This is a genomic window from Treponema vincentii F0403, from assembly GCF_000412995.1.
Taxonomy (GTDB): domain Bacteria; phylum Spirochaetota; class Spirochaetia; order Treponematales; family Treponemataceae; genus Treponema; species Treponema vincentii.
Genome location: NZ_KE332512.1, coordinates 1,499,753 through 1,520,658, shown reverse-complemented (window position 1 = coordinate 1,520,658; position 20,906 = coordinate 1,499,753). Strand labels below are relative to the sequence as shown.

Genomic DNA, 20,906 nt, shown 5'->3' with positions numbered 1-20,906 from the left:
GTATGCAGCAGATGGGACAAACTCTCGGGCAGCGGCTTGAGCAGCGGATGAGTCAAAGTCAAATCCAATCATTAGATGTACTGGCAATGCCGACCCTTGAGTTGCGCGAAAGGATTGCGGAAGAACTGGTCGAAAATCCTGCCTTGGAGCTTATCCGTAGCAGCGGGAAACCGGCCGTACCGGAAGCCGAACACACACCGCAAAAGGAACGAAATGTGCCGTATTACCGTGATGATCGGACTCCGTCAGCAGTTTCCTTAGAAGCAAGCGATGCGTTCCAAACTTTTTTGGAAAACATTCCGGCTCCCCAACGGCGAAGTTTGCAGAGTCATCTTTTGGAGCAGCTCTTTGTGCATAAGCTTGATCCGCTTACAACTTCTTTCGCCGAACGGATTATCGGGAACTTAACAACAGACGGCTTTTATGTGGTGCCGCTGAATGAACTTTTCAAAACGGAACTTTCCGCGAAAGCCGCTGATAAAGATTCTGCCCTTACGCGGCATAAAATATCCCATGCCTTATCGATTGTCCGCCGGCTTGATCCTATCGGTTGTGCAACGCAGGATTTTAAGCAATCGCTTTTGGTGCAAGCAAAGATTTTATTTCACGATAAAATAGCTATCGATCCTGTCTATGCTTACACAATCGATATCTTAACAAATCATTTTGCGTATTTGGAAAAAGCACGTCCGTATTCACTCGTTCGCGCCGTCAATGGGAATGCAGATATTCCCTACAAGCTTACCCAAGAAAATGCGGAAGACATTCTTTCACTGATTGCTTCGCTCAATCCTTTTCCGGGGCGGGCGCTTGCAGCAGATGTAACGCCGGATGAGTATATCATTCCAACTGCGTTTATCGAACGGAATGGTCAGGAGTTCACCGTGAGAATCAATAATCTTGAAATACCGCTTTTAACCGTCTCACCGGAATTTCAGAGTTTAATAAGTCATACAAAAGATGCCGCCGCTAAAACCTATATAAAAGAACAGATGCAAAAAGCAAAGGCCTTTATCGGGAGCTTAAATCAGCGGGAAAAAACGATTGTCGCGGTGCTGGGTAAAATAGTGGCGGTACAAGAAGCCTTTTTTTTAACCGGAGATAAGCGGCGGCTTGTTCCGCTTACTCAGCAGCAGATAGCAAAGGAGCTGGATATCCATGAATCGACTGTATCGAGGACGGTCGCCGGAAAATATGTCCAATGCCAATGGGGCACGTTTGAGATACAATACTTCTTTACCAATTCCGTGGCGGTACAGCCGCCGCCCGGCAGTTCTTCACAACCTAATGCTTCTGCACCGGCTGCTACCCCTGCAACGAGGGAAGGCGTAAAAGATTGTATTAAGGAGCTGCTTACCGAGCACGCGGCGAAAGACGCAAAGCTTTCCGATCAAAAAATTTCCGACTTGCTGCAGGCACGATTCGGCATTTCCGTTGCCCGCCGCACGGTTGCAAAATATAGAAAGGAGCTCGACATCGGCTCATCATATAGCCGAACATGAAAGCTCATTTTAATCTTCCGATACGGTTCAATTACGAGGTTTATGGATGAAGCTAAAATCCATCATGTTACTTTTTTGTCTTATGTTTTTTACTTCCTTGCTTTTTGCACAGGAGAAGAGCGCGGCTATGCCCGACCCTAACGATCCTGATTGCATATATGAGAAAGCGCAACTGGGGCAATGTTTTATCCACATGGCAAAAATTACCGATCCTTCAAAAGGGTCGGCTCCGGCAGTTGAAGTGCTGTTTGATTCCGATTTTCGATGGGAGCCGTGCCCTCCTGATGAAGGTTGGGGCAGGAACGATAAAACCTATCGGTATCGTGAAGACGAAGTCCCGGGCACGCCTGTGTTTTTTAGCATTACTAATAAACTGGATGATGTAACCTATTACCGCATAGAGGGAGTTCATCCTTTTGATCTGTCTCTTTATGACGAACCTGCCGAAGCGGCGATGCTTGAGCGGTTTGTCTTTTTTAAATTCACTGCGTATGCAGCAAAAGACGGATATTTTGAAAACTATCTTAATAATTTAATGTGGGCGCTCGATACCAATACAAAACTGCTATACACGTATGGAATGCCCGGCGATTATAAAAAGATAATCGGGAACAACTATATTCCGCAGAACTGGCTTCCGTACGAAACCCATCCGAATACGGCCGATGCAAAATTGAAATTTTACGAGTACGATCCGATCGGTTTTATTTCCCTTGAGAAGGGCTATGATTTTTTAGGCGTAAAAACGAATGTATATTTGTATGACTGGTGGAACGAATCCGTCGGCGCCGGTTCTTCTATGAAGACCGTGAAACAAAAGCGTTTTATGCCGCGCCTTTCGGATGACGCGTTCGAAGATTGGACAATCCGCGATGCCGCCAAACCGGTACGCTCCCCTTATAGACCGTAGGATACATATTGGATCGAATCCGATATGTATAAGTCCATAAGTAGATATTTTACTTTTTCCCTTAAATTTCCTGCCAAAAAGCCGCGCGTGTCGCATATATAGATTAGTTTGCAGATTCTGAGGAGGTTAAACGATGAAAAAACTCTTTTTCGTTGTGCCGGTTATCTGTGCTTTGTGCGGAGCAGGCTGTGCAGGCTTTTCTCAACAGCCGGTTTTTACCGATATTATCGGAAGAGAAGCCGAGCCCGTCAAAATAGTAAAAACCGCACGGATGGAAGATAACACTGTGCAGATGTACTTTGCAGGGAAAGCGGAATTTCTTTCAGCGGAAATTTTTATTCCCGAAACGGGAGAAACGCAGCCGTGCAGTGCCGAAAGTATGGATATCCCCGACGGTTTTACCGATTCCGAGGAGCAGTCCGAGAAGGCGGATTCATACACAGCTTTTGCGCTTACTCCGGCTGCCCCGATCGGTGTCGGAATGCCTTTTATACTACGCGGTTCCGTGTCCGATACAAAGCACAGTGTTCTTGATTTTGCCCTGCCGTTTGAAGGAGCCAATACTCGCCCTGCAAAGCTGAGGATAACCGAAATCCGTCCGCTGTACAGCAGTAAGCCTAAGAGCGAATTTATCGAGTTCATCGTGATGGAAAGCGGAAACCTCTCCGGCATTACCATCACGAATGTCGGGGATAAGCAAAATCCGCACTATTGTTTCCCCGCAGCGGAAGTTTCTGCAGGTGAGACCGTTGTCTACCACTGGCGCTCCGTCGAAGAAGGTATCCGCGATGAATTAACCGCTAAAATTATTTCGGGAGGGACGCAATCGTGTCCTACCGCACGCGATTTTTGGGGGCCGTACACCAGTCTTCCCAAACGGAACGCCAACGTTATCTTGATAAAAGCCGGAGTAGATGGAGAGATGCAAGATGCAATTCTTTACTGTACCGAAAAAGAATTTGCCAAGCGCGGCACAACGCCTGCATGGAATGACGAAGAGTTGGTACGGGAAGCGGAAGCTGCCGTTACAAGCGGCGCATGGCGCGGCGGAGCCGTTTTAAAATCAGCAGTGATCGCACCGATAACCGCTTCAAAATCATTGGTACGCGATGCAAAGGCAGGCGTCAATAAAGCCGGCAGCTGGACACTCCGCAATGCAAAGGAGGTTACTTTAGGGCAACCCTACTAACTTTTGGAAATATACGGTGTATCTACGGCGTCGTACGGCAAAAAAGTGTCCTCAACGTACAAAAAGTACGCCTGCGGTACTTTTTTGCCTATCTCCTTGTATCTACACCGTCTATTTTCAAAAGTGTTGATTTTACAATACACGGAGCAGTAGATGCGCTGTTGGTTTCAAAAGGACTGCGATATAAAGACTATCGGCCTGATGCATTTTATCCAGCTGATTTTGAATACAGAACCCCTCCGTAAGCCTTTTGAAATAGGTGGAGCAGATCCGAGGCGCGAGAAAAAATTAACCGGAGGCACGGTAAAAATGTACATCCATGTACATTTTTACCTGCGAGTTTAGCCTTACGTCTAAACTCGTTGCTGCATGGAACCAGCGGCATCCGTGCCGCTCCTGATACGTTGAGGGTTTCAGTAACGGCACACGGTATATAGCCCTCCGTAAGCCTTTTGAAATAGGTGGAGCAGATACAAGGCGCCACACAAATTCCAACCGGAGGCGTATCTATGATACGTTGAGGATTGGAAGTTGTGTGGCAACGCAGTAGATGCCCGCATATTTCAAAAGGTCTCAAAAGGACTATGGGAGCGGATTATAGTGAACCCCATAATCAAACGTATCAATCTGTTCGTGTTTTTTAAAAAAGTTTACAACCAGATAGGTAAACGGGGTGCAGATAACTTCTATCATCGTCTTAAAAAGATAGTTGGAAAAAGCCATCACAACTAAAACCGAAGAAGCATACATCCCGGAAAAGGCAATCGCAACGAAAACAACGCTGTCGAGCAGCTCTCCTACTAGGGTAGAGCCGATGGTGCGCATCCATAAGTGTTTACCGCCGCTCATTACTTTCATCTTGGAAAGAACGACAGAATTGCTGTACTCGCCGATAAAATAGCCGCAGATGCTGCCTGCGCTGATCCGGGGCATTTGCAGCAAAATATTGTTAAAATCGTTTTGGAGGTTCCAGCTGCTCTCCGCGGGGAGAATACTGACCAGCCAGATATTGCAGGTCATAAAGACAAGTGCGGCAAAGCCCGTCCAAATCACTTTCCGGGAATCCCGATATCCGTACACCTCAGTTAGAACATCACCGAAGATGTAGGAAAAGGGAAAAAGCAGCGTACCGCCGTCAAATACAAACGGGCCGATTTGCACCATCTTTACTGCCAAAATATTCGACAGAACCAATACACCGACAAAGAGTCCGGAAAGAACCGGCAAGAAATTCTTTTTCTTCATGAAGCCTTTGGCTTCATCTTCAAAAATTGGGTTATTCATTATTTTATTATAGCAAAATCGAAAAAGCAGTGATATACTAAATATATCAGGGCAACCGCATCAGACGGTTACCTAATATCCCCGCAAAATAATTGGGGCTGTTCAACCTGTTCTATTGAAAATAGAGGGGTATCTACTGTGTCGTACGGCAAAAAAGTATCCTCAACGTATTAAAAATACGCCTGCGGTACTTTTTTGCCTATCTCCTTGTATCTACCGCTCTCTTTTCAAAAGCGTCGGTTCTATGCGGTAAACTCTTATTCTGAGTTTTTACATATTTGTCTGATGCGGTTGCCCTTCCTTAAAATAAAATGCACGAAATTTTATTTAAAATTTCGTGCGAAGGTAAAAGTGTATTATCTGAGGAGGTAATATCAAAATGAAAACGATACTCGTAACGGGAGCCCTCGGTCAGATCGGCAGTGAGTTAGTCATGCACCTGCGTAAGACCTACGGCGGCAGCAATGTTATTGCAAGTGATGTGGTTAAAAAAGATATGCCGGAAGTGCTTGAATCCGGACCTTTTGAGCAGCTGAACGTATTGGAACCGCAGAAGGTTGCCGATGTATGTAAAAAATATAAAGTAGACACTGTTATACACTTAGCGGCGCTTTTATCTGCCGTTGCGGAACGAGACCCGCAAATGGCGTTCAATATCAATATCCACGGATTGTATAATATGCTGGAAATTGCGCGGGAAAATAAATACCGGTTCTTTGTGCCCAGCTCCATCGCGGCTTTCGGGCCGGGAACTCCTAAGGATAAGACCCCGCAGGATACCATTCAGCGGCCGACATCGATGTACGGCGTAACCAAGGTTTCCGGTGAGCTGCTGTGCGACTACTATCACAAGCGCTTTGGACTTGATACCCGCGGCGTCCGCTTTCCCGGGCTTATTTCGTATACAACCTTGCCGGGCGGCGGCACAACCGACTATGCCGTCGACATTTATTATGAAGCGCTCAAGAACAAAAAATACGACTGCTTTATTAAGGAAGGCACCTATATGGATATGATGTACATGCCCGATGCCTTAAAAGCGGTTCAGCAGCTTTTGGAAGCTGATGAATCAAAACTGATTCACCGCAACGCCTTTAATATCGCTTCCATGAGCTTTACACCGGAAATTATCGCTGCAGAAATCAAAAAGCACATTCCGGAATTTCAGATGACCTACAAGGTTGATCCCATGCGGCAGGCTATCGCCGATTCATGGCCGAACTCCATCGATGACACCTGTGCACGGAATGAATGGAACTGGAAGCCCGAATACACACTGGAAACAATGACCGTCGATATGCTGGAAAAACTGAGTAAGCGGCTCGGCGTTGCGTATCACTCTGCACAGAAATAAACAGTGCACTTGTTTCGGTATGTCCATTACATACATATAATGATGAGCATTATGTTCAATCAAGGAGAATAAAACGATGAGCAACATTCACGAAATGGCTTTTTTAAAGGAAAAAGTACAGGAATTAAAAGATCAAGGATTATACAAAGTTCCGGTAACGCTTGACGGACCGAACGAGGCGGAATGTGTTATTAATGGAAAGAAAGTTATCAATCTTTCTTCAAATAACTACCTCGGCTTTGCGAATCATCCCCGCCTCAAGAAGGCTGCGATTGAAGCAATCGAAACCTACGGAGCGGGAGCCGGTGCGGTTCGCCCCATCATCGGTAACATGAAAATTCACGATGAGCTTGAAGAGCTGCTTGCAAAGTTCAAGCGGGAAGAAGCGGTACTCACCTTCCAGTCGGGCTTTAACTGCAATGCGGGCGTTATCCAAGCGGTTACCGACAAAGGCGACCTTATCCTTTCGGATGAATTGAACCATGCGTCCATTATCGACGGCTCCCGCCTTTCAAAAGCGGATAAGGCGGTGTTTAAGCATTCCGATATGGCGGATTTAGAGCGGGTTTTGAAAGAGAAGCGCCCCAACTACCGCAATATTCTGATTATCACCGACGGCGTGTTCTCTATGGACGGCGATATTGCAAAGCTGCCGGAGATTGTTGCGCTTGCGGAAAAATACGAGTGCTTAACCTACGTGGATGACGCCCATGCGAGCGGCGTATTAGGCGAAAGCGGACGCGGCTCCGTCGACCACTTCCACCTGCACGGCCGGGTAGACTTTGCAATCGGTACCCTGTCCAAGGCGATCGGTGTTGTCGGCGGTTATGTTGCCGGTAAGCAGGTCAGCATCGACTGGCTGAAAAACCGCGGACGCCCCTTCTTGTTCTCTACCGGACTTCCGCCCGCCGCTGTCGGCGCTTGTATCGAAGCCATCAAAATGCTGATGGAGTCTACCGAATACACCGACCGGCTGTGGAAAAATGCCCGCTACTTCAAAGAGAAGCTTTCCCGTCTCGGCTTTAACACCGGACACAGCGAAACACCCATTACGCCGGTCATCATCGGAGAAGAAGCAAAGACGCTGGAATTTTCCAAGAAGCTGTTTGAAAACGGCTTATTCATCGGGCCGATTGTGTTCCCGACCGTACCGAAGGGCACCGGCCGGGTCCGCTGCATGGTAACGGCAGGACATACCACCGAGCAGCTTGACCGCGCTATCGCTATCTTTGAAAAAGTCGGAAAAGAAATGGGCATTATCGCGTAATATTTCCTTTTTTTCTGCGGGGGTGTTAAATCAACAACCCCGACGCAAGCGTCGGGGTATTAAACCCTCCGCACGAATAAATAGCCTGATGCGTTTACTCTGAGTCGGCCTCTTTATCTTTATATAAAAAAAGAATAAACTCGACAGCTGTCGAATTATTTGCGGCGCAACTCATTTACTCAAAGAGGAACACTCATGGGAAGTTTAGACTTTTTATCTAAAGATTATCAATTTAAAAAATATAAGAATGTATACGCAGGAATGCTGCAAGGGTTTTATACGATTTTTCACGTAGATGCCAATGCGAAGAAATGTATCCTTACCATCGGCGCTTCTAAGGCAGAAAATGGAGAAGACTTGTTCGCCCTTTTGCAATCGCGGCTTTGCGAAATAAAAAAAGTAAAAACGCGTATCGATAACGCAACATTAATCTTTGAATATCCTACGCCGGCATTAGGCAATTATAAGAAAACATTTGATTTACTGAATGATACCGTTATCCCATTCCTGATAGAGAATAAGTATAAATCCGGCGGATTTATCTATGGTAAAAATGACGGAACGATACGGTTGTTTCAAATAGGACAACAGTACCTGTACCTAACCGAGGCAGAGCGGGCGGAAAAAGAAGCCGATCTTACCGATCAAAAAGAAAAAGACAAAAACACGCAAGAAAATTTTTTACTCGGTACATTGGGCGTTATCGGCGTTGCATTAGCGGGAATCTTACTCTATGTTATCGTCGGAAAAATGAACCTCTATGTTTGGGCGATTCCTGCTCTGCTCAGCGCAATATCCTATGCTGTATATAAACGACTGGGGAAAAAAACAACTATAAAAGCCATCGTTATGATTTTTATTGTGTTGTGCATCGCGCTCGCAGCGGCAACCGTATTGGAATACGGCTGGCGTATCTACGAGGTAGTACACGAGAACCCCGAGAATGAACTTATTAGTTTCTTTGATGTTTTAAAAGAAACGCCGGAGCTTATATTCACTGAACCGGACATCGCAAAGCTGGTTAGAAGAGATCTATTGATAAACGGCGGAGTCTTAATACTGTCCTCAATTCTTACAATGGTAAGCGCTTACAGGCAAGAAGTACGGTTTATCAAAATAAAAAGATTGGATTAGGTGTAAAAAGTCATTGCATTATGCTGTATCAGTTACCAGAGGAGAGCCGATATGTTCGGATTGCGATTTGTAAAATTTGAACCAAATGAGTATATTCACGTAATTAAAAAAGGACGTGTGGTAAAAAAAGGACGCGGGCTTTCGTTTTGGTTTTATAAACCTTCGACTTCGATTATTACCGTTCCGCTTGAAACAAAAAACGTACCGTTCATGTTTGAAGAGCTTTCGAGTGATTATCAAACGCTGACCATACAAGGTGATTTGATCTATAAAATAACCGATACCGAAAAAATTATCGATCAAGTTAATTTCTCCGTTGATCTTAAAAATTATGCGTACCTCTCGGACGATCCTGAAAAATTGAGCAGGATTATTATCAATCTGGTAAATACGATGACCAAAACCGAAGTTTCCAAGCTGCCTTTGCGGGAAGCGATACAATCAATTGATCGAATTGCAGGGGCATTAAAAGAAGCGGTGCAGCACAACGAATATCTGCAAAATTTGGGAATTACAATCACAAATATCAATATTCTTTCAATCTTGCCGAACAAAGAAACAGCGCGGGCGTTGGAAGCGGAAACGCGAGAAAATATTCTGCGCGAAGCGGATGATGCGGTGTACAAACGGCGTAATGCAGCGGTAGAGCAGGAGCGGAAAATAAAAGAAAACGAATTGAACACGCAGATTGCAGTTGAAGAAAAACAACGGCAAATTATGGAAGCGCACATGGAGGGAAAACGAGCGGTTCAAGAAAAGAAACGGGTTATTTTACAGGAAGATATGGCATTCAAAATTAAGCAGGAGCAGGAAAATGCGAAGCTTATTGAAATTTCCGTTAAGAACAAGAAGACCGAGGCGGATATTAAAGCCTATTCGCTGAATGCCGTTCTGGAGCCGATGTCCAAGATCAATCCCGAAATTATCAAAGCGCTTTCTTCAATCGGTATGGCGCCCGAAAAGCTGATCGCAAATGCATTTACCGGACTCGCGGAAAATGCCGGTAAAATCGGCGAACTGAATATCAGTTCCGAACTGTTACAGCAGCTGATGAAAAAATAATGGACAGGCTGATTATTATCCGCCGTCCGACTCGTTTAGATGCGCTTGTCGCGCGGTTTAATACAAAGCAGCAGGCTCAATTTTACATCGAACATCTGAATGCGGATTTTAAGGATTATGAAGCGGAACACGAAACGTACTATGCGGTATTGGATAGGCTGGTAAAAACCGCGCAAGGTATCGGCAACGTACAAGTTATCGACTGGAAATTTTTACCGAATTTTATATTCGGCAAAAATGATACGGTTATTACCGTCGGACAGGACGGTCTTATCGCCAATACTCTGAAATATCTGGAAGCGCAAAAACTGATCGGCATCAATCCCGATTCAAGCAGGTGGGACGGCATCCTGTCTCAGTTTTCGGTAGATGAGGCCGGAACGGTTATCAGGCAGGCGTTGAATGACGAGGCAACCGTAAAGCAGGTTACCAAAGCAAAAGTACAGCTTTCCGATAATCAGGTGCTGTATGCCGTCAACGATTTTTTTATCGGTGTTAAAAATCATGCGTCGGCGCGGTATGCTATTACGATTGACGGAGCCGTAGAAAACCAATCTTCAAGCGGCATTATCGTTTCTACGCCGCTCGGACGCTCCGGTTGGATGAAAAGCGTATTGGCAGGCGCTTCGGGAATTACCGGCCGCTTATCAAAACAATCGCTCGCAATTAAAGCAAAGTCCGTCATCGATTGGGGCAAAGAACAGCTCACCTTTGCCGTGAGGGAACCGTTCCCGAGCGTCAACACCGGTACAAAGATTATTTTCGGTTCTATCACCCCCGGTACGGATTTCTGCGTTGAATCGAGGATGGGCGAAAACGGCATCATCTTTTCCGATGGCATTCAAGATGATTATCTTGATTTTAATTATTCGGTTGTGGCGCGTATTTCCATCGCGGATTCCAAGGGCAATATCGTAGTGAAATAGAGTGGCGGTTCCCTTTCGGACCTTAGGAACCAAGTCTACATTGGAGACCAACTGTGCAGCTCCTTCTATACTTCACCTATAGCCGACCGTCTTTATAAAATCTCCGGTTTCCTATATACTGCATTTCATGCGAGTTATTGCGGAAAAAATCGTATTCGGAGGAAAAGCCCTTGCGCGGATAGACGGAAAAACGGTGTTTATCCCTTTTGCGCTCCCCGATGAAGAACTCGACATTACCGTTACGGAAAACCGGCGCGATTACAGCGAGGCCGTTATTAAAAAAGTCGTTACGCCTTCTCCGCACCGGATTGAACCGCCCTGTCCGTATTTCGGACAATGCGGCGGATGTAATTTGCAAATGGCCGATGATGCCTATCAGCAATCGCTCCGGCAGGCAATGGTTGCGGAGCTTTTTACGAGGGCTCATGTTACTCCCGAACGCCCGCCGGTTTTTACCGCGGGGCCTTCATGGGAATACCGGAACAGGTTTCAGTTTCATGTTGATAAAAACGGCACAATCGGAATGCACGGATTTGCAAGCAATACGGTTGTCCCCGTGCGTGATTGCCCTATTGCCGTGCCTGCGCTGCGTTCCGTTTTGCAGCAAGGCGGGCTGCAAAAACTTTTTCCCCACAGTAAAAAGATTGACAAAGACCGGTATCACGTTTTTGCGCAAGATGCCGTATATAGTCCTATCCTTCCCGGCGCTTCGGCACGGGTAAAAGATACCGTACTGAATTTTAGCGTATTCGGCTTTTTTCAGTCGAATATTGCAGTGCTTGAAAAACTGATTGAGCCCGTAGCCGATTTACCCTCCTGTACGCGGATACTCGATTTTTATGCCGGCGTCGGTACGTTCTCCGCGTTTTTAACGGAAAAAGCAGCCGAACTTCACTTAGTGGAACACAACGAGCGGGCACTTCTTGCGGCACAGCAAAATCTGGATCGTATTATTGCGGAAAAGAACAGTTCTTGCCGCTGCTTTTTCCATACGGTTTCCGATGCCGGCTGGCCGGATATCCCCGCCGCGAAGCTGAAGTATGATGCCGTAATCATCGATCCCCCTCGGCAGGGTGTTCATAGCAGAGTGCTTACCTATCTGGGGCAAGCAAAAATCCCTCGTATTCACTATGTTTCCTGCAACCCTGCAACCTTTGTCCGCGATGCGAAAAAACTAACCTCATTGGGGTATCGCTTTGCCGAATACCGGTTATTCGATTTTTATCCTCAGACACATCACTGCGAGCTTTTAGGAATTTTTATCCTATGAAGAAAACAAAGCGTCTTTTGGCCATTCTATTTACGGCACTCTCCTCCTTTGTTTTTCTGTTCATTCCGGCAGGATTCCTAACCGCACAAACCGAACAAGCGCAGTGGTCGGCGGTAATGGCGGGCGAAACTCTCTGCGATCCGGTTTTACACGGAGAATATCTCTACACGCTGAGTTCGGATCAGGCGCTCAACTGTATCGATTACACCGGCTCCTTTGTATGGCGGCGGAATATCACGCGGACAATAAAACCGTTTTTGACCGTATCCAATTCGGGAATCTTGATTATTGCTGATGCATTGCGGATGCTGCAGGCGGTTTCAAGTCAGGGGATTTATCTATGGTCGGTACAGCTGCCGGAGCCGGCTCTGTATGCGCCTTATAGCACAACCGACGGCAGAATATGCGTACTTACCAAATCAAACCTTTACTGCTTTTCCGTAAAAGGCAAACTTAAATGGCAGCTTAAATTATCATCTCCGCCGGCGCGGCAGCTGTGCGAAACGGGGACGGCATCGTTATTATTGGCGCTGACAAACAAAGACTTTTTAACCGTTTCGCTTACCGGGCAATTGTTAAACACAAAGACCTTAAAAAAAGATATTGCCGCGCTTTCGGCCGCTCCTGCCGGATATGTGATGTGTACCGGCGACGGTATTCTCGCCTATTACCGAGGCGAAACGAACCCTGCCGGAAAGCAAACACACAGTGTTGGACAAGCTAATAGTGCAGTGACAGCCGAACAGCACGCGCCCGATGCCGGAACGGCACACGGGGCACAGCAGGAGGAAACAGCCGAGGGCTTTGCGGTTTGGCAATCAGCGGAAACGACGCCGCTGTTTATGCAGACTTCCGGAGATGAGCTGGTATGCGTGTACGCCGACGGAACCGTTTCGGCACGGAATATTACCTCGAATAAAATCAACTGGACGGCAAAGCTGAATAGCCGCATCACGCTTCCGTTATATTGTTCAAAAACGGACGGAGAGTATTACATCGCTTGTAAAAGTATAGCGGCAATTATCAGCGGAACGGGAACCGTGAAACGGGAGCAAAAGATAACCTCATCCGCTTTTCTGCCTGTTATCACTCCGAGCGGCATCCTTATCGCTATCGATGATTGGGTTATCAACAGCTGGCGCTTAGATACAAAAATTATGCAAGCCAACCCGCAGCCGGAAGCTCCGCCGCAGTATCAAATTTTAAAGACACAAGAAAAAACACAAACGCTCCCCTTCTTTGTCCCTTACGGGGATACCGCCATATTGTTAACAGGTATCGATGAAGCCATTACGAAAGGCACAGTCGGTACGGACGAAGCTTCCTATGCGCTTACCTTGCAAACCATCTTAACGAATAATCAGAGGGCGGCGTATTTTCCCTACGATTTTACGGTTTACGAGCGGGCTCGGGCGGCAGAATTGTTGGGTTTATTGGAATCGCTGGAATACCGTACCATTCTGCTGGATGAGGCGGTAAAAACCTCCGAACCTACTTTAGCCGTTGCAATCATCCGTGCATTGGGTTTTATTGCAGCCGATCCGGATGGACGTTCGATTGAGGCAATTCAATTGCTGTTACAGCGCTGCGGAGTGCGTGAGTATGGTCCCGCGTATGCTTCCTGCGATGCCCTTACCGAAATTGCAAAATACGGGGATAAACAGATTGCCGGATCCGCCGTTAAGGCTCTTTTTGCAATCGCTGCCAGCGCCTTTCCCGAAAATATTAAGCAGTATGCAAGACAAAAAATAAAAACTATAGTAGAATAAGGCCGAACTTTGTTTTACCGGGAAGTTTTCTTCTATGTAGACGTTCTCTCAAACTCTAACCAAGTTTTAGGAACGTTTTACTGGTTAGGAATTTCTCCGTATCATTTTCATAGAAAGGGGTTGTCTAATGAAAAGAATAGCGCTTGTATGCCTCTGTACGCTTGCCTTTATCGGTGCGGCTTTCGCGATAGAAGTCGATCAGGATGAGTTAAGGCAGGCCGAAAATACGCCGATTGAATTTATCAACTATACCGGGCCTCACGCCAAAATCGATACATTGCGCGCCATCGCCGAAATCGGTGAATCGCTTGCCGGAGCTGCCGAACGGGGACGTGCAGGCGATATGAACCGCTATGCCGTTATCCATGCCGTCGATCCGTCGGTAAATACCGGCCTTGATGCGGATATTATGATTATCGGAAGCGGAGCGCGCGTAGACCATATCAACAATTTACGGGTCATTATTGCCGCTTATTTACGCCGCGCCTACGCATATTCCGAAAGGGATGCGAATACGCTTGCGCATTTCGTAACGATTTACAACGCAGTATACCGCGGCGACATGAATATGTTCCGGAGTAAATATAAGGCTGTTGTCGTTAGAAATTTAACCGCCGATAAAGCAGGCCTTGCGTTGCGCTACGACCAATGGCCGGGAAATACGCAGATTGTCATACCGCTTTCCGATCAGAAATACAGCGGTACGCTCAGTACGATAGACACAAGCTCTCTTTCCGATAAAAACGTTGTCGATAAGATGCGCGAGCAGGATGATAAAGACATAGCCACCCGTAAAGACATGATCGACCTAAAAGAGCGTGAAAGCAGTGCTGCCCGCGACCGTGCGAACGTTGCACAACAGGATGCGGATGCGGCTCGGCAAAATGCCGGTACAAGACAAAATGAAGCGGCCGCCGTACAAAGAGAAGCCGACAAATCAAAAGCAGCTGCAGCTCAATCTAAGCAGGATGCGGAAAAAGCCCGGAAAGATGCGGAAGATGCAAAGAAACAAGCTGCTCAATCCGAAAAAGATGCGGCAGCCGCAAGACAGCAGGCTCAAAGAAATCCTAATGACCGCAAAGCCGCCGAAGAAGCCGCACAAAAACAGCAGGAAGCTGCACGAAACAGACAGGAAGCAAGCGATAAAGATAAGGCTGCCGCCGAAAAAGCAAACGAAGCTAAAAAAAGCGATCAGGAAGCTGCGGCAAAGCAAAAAGAAGCGGAAGAAAAGCAGAAGGCTGCAGACGCAGCTGCAAAGCAGGCTCAAGATAAGGAGCGGGAAGCCACTTCAGAAAAGCAGTTTGCCGACGCAAAAGAGCAGGAAGCCCAGAGTGACCGGAAGGATGTCGCTGCGGATACGCGGAAAATCATCGAGGAGAAACGGGCTGAGCGGAAGGCTCAAGACGAGGCTGCGTTTGCTTCCGCGTTACCCGGTGCTATGCTGAAAGTAGTTGACTCCGGGGCGATGCTTTCGGAAGTGGTTTTGCTCGATCTTAAAACGGAAAAGACGCTGAAAACATCGTTACTCAATACGGTACGCGGGCGTGTTCTTATCGAAGGAACTGATTCGCTTATCGCAATTGCCGGTTCAAAATCCGGGAACCAGATGATTACGTTGGTTGCTATTAATCCCCGCACGCTTGAAATGACCAAACAGGCGACGGTTCCCGTTGCGGAACAAAGCCTTTTAATACAGGTTGACGACAGCTACTACGCGGTTATCGAACAATCCGGTAAGTATCATCTTGCACGTTTCAATGATAACCTTGAAGTGCAGGCAACATCCGCGGTCGATGTTCTTCCATATACGGCAATCAGCGTTACGGAAAAAGGTGTGCTGGTACAAGACACCGCAAACAATATCCGTCTTTTGAATGTGGATAATCTTGCAGAAGCGATAAAGTAAAAAGTACAAATAAATCTCAGGGGAACCTTGAAAAACGCAGGTTTTTAGAGGTCTCCTTTTAAAATGACAAAAAGCCGATTAAGCACAACAGTGTGTTTAATCGGCTTTTTTAGTTTATTTTTTCCGGCTGTACGGTGTATTTTCCAGCGGCAGCTTTGTTCTAAAGATACCGTCGCGGTTGTAATACGCAAGCGCTACCGCAGGGGCGGTGGGAATACTGGCAATTTCGCCGATGCCCTTAGCGCCGCATGCAAGTTCATTGTCGTTGTGTTCGATAATATCGACCTTTATCGGCGGTACTTGCGGCGCTTTAAACAAGCCGAGCGTACCGAATTTAGCGGTCGGAACACTCTTTTGCAGCGGATAGTCCTCCGTTAGCGCATATCCGAGGCTCATCACGACGCCGCCTTCGATCTGCCCTTGCAGCGAAATCGGATTAAGCGCGCGGCCGACATCGTGTGCAGCTTCCACATACGCGAGTTTTCCTTCTTCATCCAAATCGATGAGGTGCGTTGCATAGCCGTAAGCGACATGACTTACCGGATGAGGCTTGTCGGAACCCAGTTTGTCCGTCGGATAGGTATATTCCGCAAAAAATTCTTTGGTACTCAGAGCAGTAAACAGCTCGGGCAGTATATCTATGTGTTCGGAAAGGCAACCGGTTTTGCCGCGCTTTTGTAGTTCTTCTTCAAGCGCTCTTTTGACATCGGTAGCAGCCATACGAGCACTTTCACCGGTAAATACGGTCTGACGCGAGGCGGTTGTTTCTCCCGCATCGGGAGCAAACTTGGTGTCGGGTGTTTCGTAGTGTAAAAGACTGCGCGGCAGATTAAGCACCTCGCTGACAATCTGCAAGAGGATTGTTCCAACCCCCTGCCCGATACAAGCTGCGCTGGAATAGATATGCACGCCATCTGCTTGAAGCCGCAGGGTTGTCCGCCCAAAGTCGGGGATGCCTACTCCTAGTCCGGAATTTTTAATGGCGCAGGCAATACCTGCTTTCGGGTGCGCATCGTAATACGGCTTTACCGCTTCGAGGGTTTGTACAAGAGCGGTTGAATCGTCGGCATACTGACCGTTCGGCAGAACCTGCCCGGGACGGATTGCATTCCGGTAGCGGATTTCCCACGGACTGATACCAACCTTTTCCGCCAATAGATTGATACACGATTCAACGGCAAAGCAGCTTTGCGTTACGCCGAATCCTCTGAATGCACCGGCCGGCGGGTTATTGGTGTACCACGCGCAGCCGAGTATGTCGATATCCTGATAGTTATACGGCCCTGCTGCATGGGTACAGGCTCGCTGCAGTACCGGCCCGCCGAGGGAGGCATAGGCGCCGGTGTCCGAATGGAGCACCGCTTTTAAGCCGGTTAGGTAGCCGTTTTCGTCGCAGCCGAGGGTAAAATCCATTTCCATCGCGTGCCGCTTCGGATGGATAATCATACTCTCTTTTCTGCTTAAACTCACCTTGACGGGGCGTCCGGTCTTTAACGCAAGGATAGCCGCATGGTGTTGCACGCTCATATCTTCTTTGCCGCCGAAGCCGCCGCCGACCATCTTGGCGATAACCCGCACCTTATCGATGGGTAAGCCGGTCGCTTCCGAACATTCCCGTTTTGTTTGATATATACCTTGATCCCCCGAATAAATAATGACACCATCTTCTCCGTCCGGCATAGCCACTGCCGTTTCAGGCTCTAAAAAGGCATGCTCGGTCGGCGGTACGGAATAGTGGTGAGAAACGACATATTTTGAATTTTTCAACTTCTCATCGGCATTGCCACGCACGAGATGTTCTTTTGAAAGAAGATTGCCGCTTTCATGGACATGAGGCGCATCTTCCGCCATTGCTTCCGCTATGGAGCATACGGGCGCTAATTCTTCATATTCGATTTTTACCGCTTTTTTTGCAGCTTCCAAAATTTCGCGGGTTTCGGCGGCAATCAGAACGATGGCATCTCCTAAATAATGTGTTCCTTTGCCGAGCGGAATAAGGACATCCCAGTCCTTTTTTAAGTGTCCGATTTTTTGCATACCGGGGAGATCTTTTGCTGTCATGACGATATGGACGCCCGGCATTTTTTCCGCCTCTGAGGTGTCGATTGACAGCACTTTTGCCCGCGGATATGCCGTGCGTACGGCACTTCCGTACAGCATTCCGTCCAGATATATATCGTCGGCATATTCGGCTGTACCTGCGGCTTTCGCGTATGAATCGACACGGAGCGCGCTGCTTCCTACAGCGGCTTCGGTTTTTGCTTCCGGCACGGGTATATTTTCGCGCAGCATCTTTGCTGCTAACAAGATAGCTTCTTCAATTTTTACATAACCGGTACACCGGCAAATATTATTACGAATGGCTTGTTTTACATCCGCGGATGAGGGATTGGGATTTCCGTCTATCAACGCTTTTGCACAAATAATCATACCGGGAATACAAAATCCGCATTGCACCGCGCCGCAATGAGCGAACGCATATTGATACACGGCAAGCTCACGCTCAGGGAAGCCTTCAAGCGTTGTAATTGTCTTTCCTGCTAATTTTCCGGTCACTTGAACACAGGCCTTCATCGGTTTTCCGTCTATTAAAACGGTACAAGTTCCGCAGGCGCCTTCCATACAACCGTTTTTAACGGAAGTTAAGCGCAGTGAATCGCGTAAAAAATAGATAAGTTTTTGATTTTCTTCGGCTTCAACAATCCGGCCGTTAACGGTTAATGATATCATAGCATACTCCATCCGGAAGGATATCAATGTTAATTGTCGGTATCTTATCGACACCTTAGGGCGTCTAAAATCTAAAGTTTTTAGAGGTTCCCTTAAAACTATTTAGCTTTAGTATAAGGGATAAAAGGGGAAAAATCAACAGAAAATATTTTAAACCGTGTGCAAGAATAATCCTGCACACGGCCTTTACCTGTCAAATACACCGTTCTACCGCCGTGCCCGCAGCGAATTGCACACTGCAAGAAGCGCGACGCCGACATCGGCGAACACTGCAGCCCATAAACCGATAATACCGAGTGCGCCGCCTGCTAAAAAGGCGATTTTAACGGCAAATGACATAGCGATATTCTGCTTAACGATTTGCCGTGTAAAGCGTGCCGACTTGATTGCTTGCGGGATCAGCTGCGGGTTGTCGGTCATAAGCACGACGTCGGCGGCTTCGATTGCGGCGTCGCTGCCGATTCCGCCCATCGCGATACCCACATCCGCACGGGCAAGAACAGGCGCATCGTTGATTCCGTCTCCGACAAATACGCATACGGCGCCGGCGTTAACCTTTTTCCGCTCTGCGCTGATTTCTTCAAAACGGGCAACCTTTTCGTGCGGCAAAAGCTCGCTGCTGCAGCGGTCAAGCTGCAAGTCCGCAGCGATCTTTTCGCCCGTGCGTTTGGTATCGCCGGTAAGCATTTCAAGATAGCCGACGCCGGCTCTTCGCAGTTCCCGTATAGCTTCTGCGGATTGCGGTTTAATGCTGTCGCTGCATATAATGCATCCCGCATAGCGCCCGCCGTAGGAAAGGAACACCTTTATTCCTTCAGCCTGCGCAATAGATGCAGGCTGCTTTTCAGCATCGCCGAGAATAAACAGCGCGGAACCTGCTGCAAGTTCCCGTCCGTTATGGAGCATTTCAACGCCTGAACCTGCCTTTTCCGTGTATTGTTTAAGTTCGGCGGCTGCTTTTTCAAAAGCGGCTGTTTTCTCTTTACCGAGCTGTCCCTGAATATGGTCTTTTACTGCATTGGCAATCGGATGGCCTGAATGATATTCGGCGATATAGGCAAGTTCAAGGAACTCTTCCGTAGCAAACTGCTCGGCCGGAAGAACCTGCTGTACCGTTAAGACACCTGCCGTCAGCGTTCCTGTTTTGTCGAATACAACACTGTCCGTTTTAGCCAGCGAGTCGATAAAATCCGCGCCTTTAATCAATATACCCTTTTTTGCCGCACCGCCGAGTCCGCCGAAGTAGCCGAGCGGAACGGAGATGACAAAGGCACAGGGGCAGGATATGACAAGGAATACCAAGCCGCGCGAAATCCACGGCACAAACGCATTCCACGAAAGCGGATTTCCATGCACGGCCGAAAGCAGTAGCGGCGGCAAAAGCGCCAGCACTACGGCGCCGATAGTTACAATCGGCGTATATACCCGGGCAAAGCTCGAAATGAGCCGTTCCGTTTTTGCCTTGCGGTCTTGCGCATTTTCCACCAACTGCAGCATTTTAGCCGCAGCGGTATTTTCCGCCGCGACGGTGGTTTTAATCACCGCAAGCCCGTCCGTATTGACGAAGCCAGCAAGCACCGTACCGCCTGCTTCGATAAAGCGGGGAATACTCTCTCCCGTCATCGACGACGTATCAAAAGAGCAGGCTCCTTCGACCAATATTCCATCCAGCGGAACTTTCTCTCCCGCTTTTACAAGGATCAGCGTACCGACCGGCACGTCTTCCGGGGCAACAAGACTTGCATCATTTCCCGCATGATGATGCCCGCACCCGCATTCTTCATGATCGTGATGGTGTTCATGCTCATGGGCATGTTCATGTTCGGCGCAATCACATTCTTCATGGTGATGTTCGTGCCGGCCTTCATGGTCATGGCCACATTCACACATTTCCGAATGGTCATGGTGATGTTCATGATGATGGTCGCAATCTTCGTCCTCTTCTTCATGGTGATGCTCGCAGCAATCGTGTGTACCGCCGTGTTCCAATTCGGAATCGGCAGGATTACGGTAGAGCCGGACAAATTCAGGCCGTAAGTCCATTAAGTTGGTAATCGAACGCCGTGATTGTTGAACGGCAGCGGCTTGCAGCAATTCACCCAAGTTATAGAACAGCATAACAGCGGCACCTTCCGACCACTCTCCAAGTATGAATGCGCCGAGTGTTGCAAAAGTCATCAGAAAGTTTTCATCAAAAACGGTTCCTTTGCCGATGGTTTTCAGCAAGGTTTGGATAACTTCCAATCCCGCAGCAAGCCACGAACCGACAAAAAGCAGTGATGAAAGTGCAATGGAGTAAGAAGCGCTGTTGAACTGAACGGTCATTTTGAAAGGTTCGGAAGCAATTTTTAATACGATCCCGGCGATAAAAAACACCGCCGCTACGCTAAATCGGATAATATCGTGTTTATCCCACAAACTGTCGTGATGATGTTCATCATGATTATGCGTTTCGTGTATATGATTACATGCCATACAACTACAAGCCATTTTACCTCCTATAAAAACTTTTGCAGGATGTTTAAACATCCGAAAAAGTTTTTAGTCGTGCGCGTTACGCGTACACGTAAATAAACAAGTTTGCAGCGCAAACTTGACCGCCA

General features: G+C 47.6%; 14 protein-coding genes. 11 read left to right on the top strand and 3 right to left on the bottom strand.

Annotated features, from left to right (window positions below; all coding sequences use genetic code 11):
- Positions 1-2 precede the first annotated feature (2 nt).
- The 3 genes from rpoN (at position 3) to HMPREF1222_RS06640 (ending at position 3,601) form a co-directional block, all read left to right on the top strand.
- Complete coding sequence (gene rpoN, locus HMPREF1222_RS06650; protein ID WP_016518751.1) at positions 3-1,502, top strand: RNA polymerase factor sigma-54; 1,500 nt, start codon at positions 3-5, stop codon at positions 1,500-1,502.
- An 82-nt stretch (positions 1,503-1,584) separates the two neighbouring features.
- On the top strand, positions 1,585-2,412 hold the full coding sequence (locus HMPREF1222_RS06645; protein WP_425314953.1) for a hypothetical protein: 828 nt from the start codon (positions 1,585-1,587) through the stop codon (positions 2,410-2,412).
- A 133-nt stretch (positions 2,413-2,545) separates the two neighbouring features.
- Positions 2,546-3,601 carry a lipoprotein TP_1001-related protein gene (locus HMPREF1222_RS06640; RefSeq protein WP_016518749.1) on the top strand — a complete coding sequence of 352 codons (1,056 nt, stop codon included), beginning with the start codon at positions 2,546-2,548 and terminating at the stop codon, positions 3,599-3,601.
- Positions 3,602-4,183: 582 nt separating this feature from the next.
- On the opposite strand, the gene HMPREF1222_RS06630 is transcribed toward HMPREF1222_RS06640, so the two are convergent.
- Positions 4,184-4,885, bottom strand: coding sequence for a queuosine precursor transporter (locus tag HMPREF1222_RS06630; RefSeq protein ID WP_016518747.1), 702 nt, complete (start codon positions 4,883-4,885; stop codon positions 4,184-4,186).
- A 379-nt stretch (positions 4,886-5,264) separates the two neighbouring features.
- On the opposite strand from HMPREF1222_RS06630, the gene HMPREF1222_RS06625 reads away from it, so the two are divergent.
- From HMPREF1222_RS06625 to HMPREF1222_RS06590, 8 genes are all read left to right on the top strand, one after another.
- A complete protein-coding gene (locus HMPREF1222_RS06625) occupies positions 5,265-6,239 on the top strand; it encodes an L-threonine 3-dehydrogenase (RefSeq protein WP_006187669.1) in 975 nt (324 codons plus the stop codon).
- A gap of 76 nt (positions 6,240-6,315) precedes the next feature.
- A complete protein-coding gene (locus tag HMPREF1222_RS06620; protein WP_006187670.1) occupies positions 6,316-7,506 on the top strand; it encodes a glycine C-acetyltransferase in 1,191 nt (396 codons plus the stop codon).
- Positions 7,507-7,701: 195 nt separating this feature from the next.
- Entirely contained in the window at positions 7,702-8,640 is a 939-nt protein-coding gene (locus HMPREF1222_RS06615; RefSeq protein WP_016518746.1) for a hypothetical protein, read from the top strand.
- A 51-nt stretch (positions 8,641-8,691) separates the two neighbouring features.
- Entirely contained in the window at positions 8,692-9,702 is a 1,011-nt protein-coding gene (locus HMPREF1222_RS06610; protein ID WP_016518745.1) for an SPFH domain-containing protein, read from the top strand.
- On the top strand, positions 9,702-10,628 hold the full coding sequence (locus tag HMPREF1222_RS06605) for an NAD(+)/NADH kinase (protein ID WP_016518744.1): 927 nt from the start codon (positions 9,702-9,704) through the stop codon (positions 10,626-10,628). Before HMPREF1222_RS06610 ends, HMPREF1222_RS06605 begins: the two co-directional genes overlap by 1 nt.
- 127 nt (positions 10,629-10,755) lie before the next feature.
- Positions 10,756-11,898, top strand: coding sequence for a class I SAM-dependent RNA methyltransferase (locus tag HMPREF1222_RS06600; RefSeq protein ID WP_016518743.1), 1,143 nt, complete (start codon positions 10,756-10,758; stop codon positions 11,896-11,898).
- Entirely contained in the window at positions 11,895-13,667 is a 1,773-nt protein-coding gene (locus HMPREF1222_RS06595) for an outer membrane protein assembly factor BamB family protein (RefSeq protein WP_016518742.1), read from the top strand. The genes HMPREF1222_RS06600 and HMPREF1222_RS06595 overlap by 4 nt, the downstream gene beginning before the upstream one ends.
- A gap of 127 nt (positions 13,668-13,794) precedes the next feature.
- Positions 13,795-15,573 (top strand): P83/100 family protein, encoded by a 1,779-nt coding sequence (locus HMPREF1222_RS06590; RefSeq protein ID WP_016518741.1) that lies wholly within the window; start codon positions 13,795-13,797, stop codon positions 15,571-15,573.
- Between the two features lie 114 nt (positions 15,574-15,687).
- On the opposite strand, the gene xdh is transcribed toward HMPREF1222_RS06590, so the two are convergent.
- Positions 15,688-18,303, bottom strand: coding sequence for a selenium-dependent xanthine dehydrogenase (gene xdh / locus HMPREF1222_RS06585; protein ID WP_006187677.1), 2,616 nt, complete (start codon positions 18,301-18,303; stop codon positions 15,688-15,690).
- Between the two features lie 207 nt (positions 18,304-18,510).
- Positions 18,511-20,793 carry a heavy metal translocating P-type ATPase gene (locus HMPREF1222_RS06580; protein ID WP_016518740.1) on the bottom strand — a complete coding sequence of 761 codons (2,283 nt, stop codon included), beginning with the start codon at positions 20,791-20,793 and terminating at the stop codon, positions 18,511-18,513.
- Between the last annotated feature and the right edge of the window lie 113 nt (positions 20,794-20,906).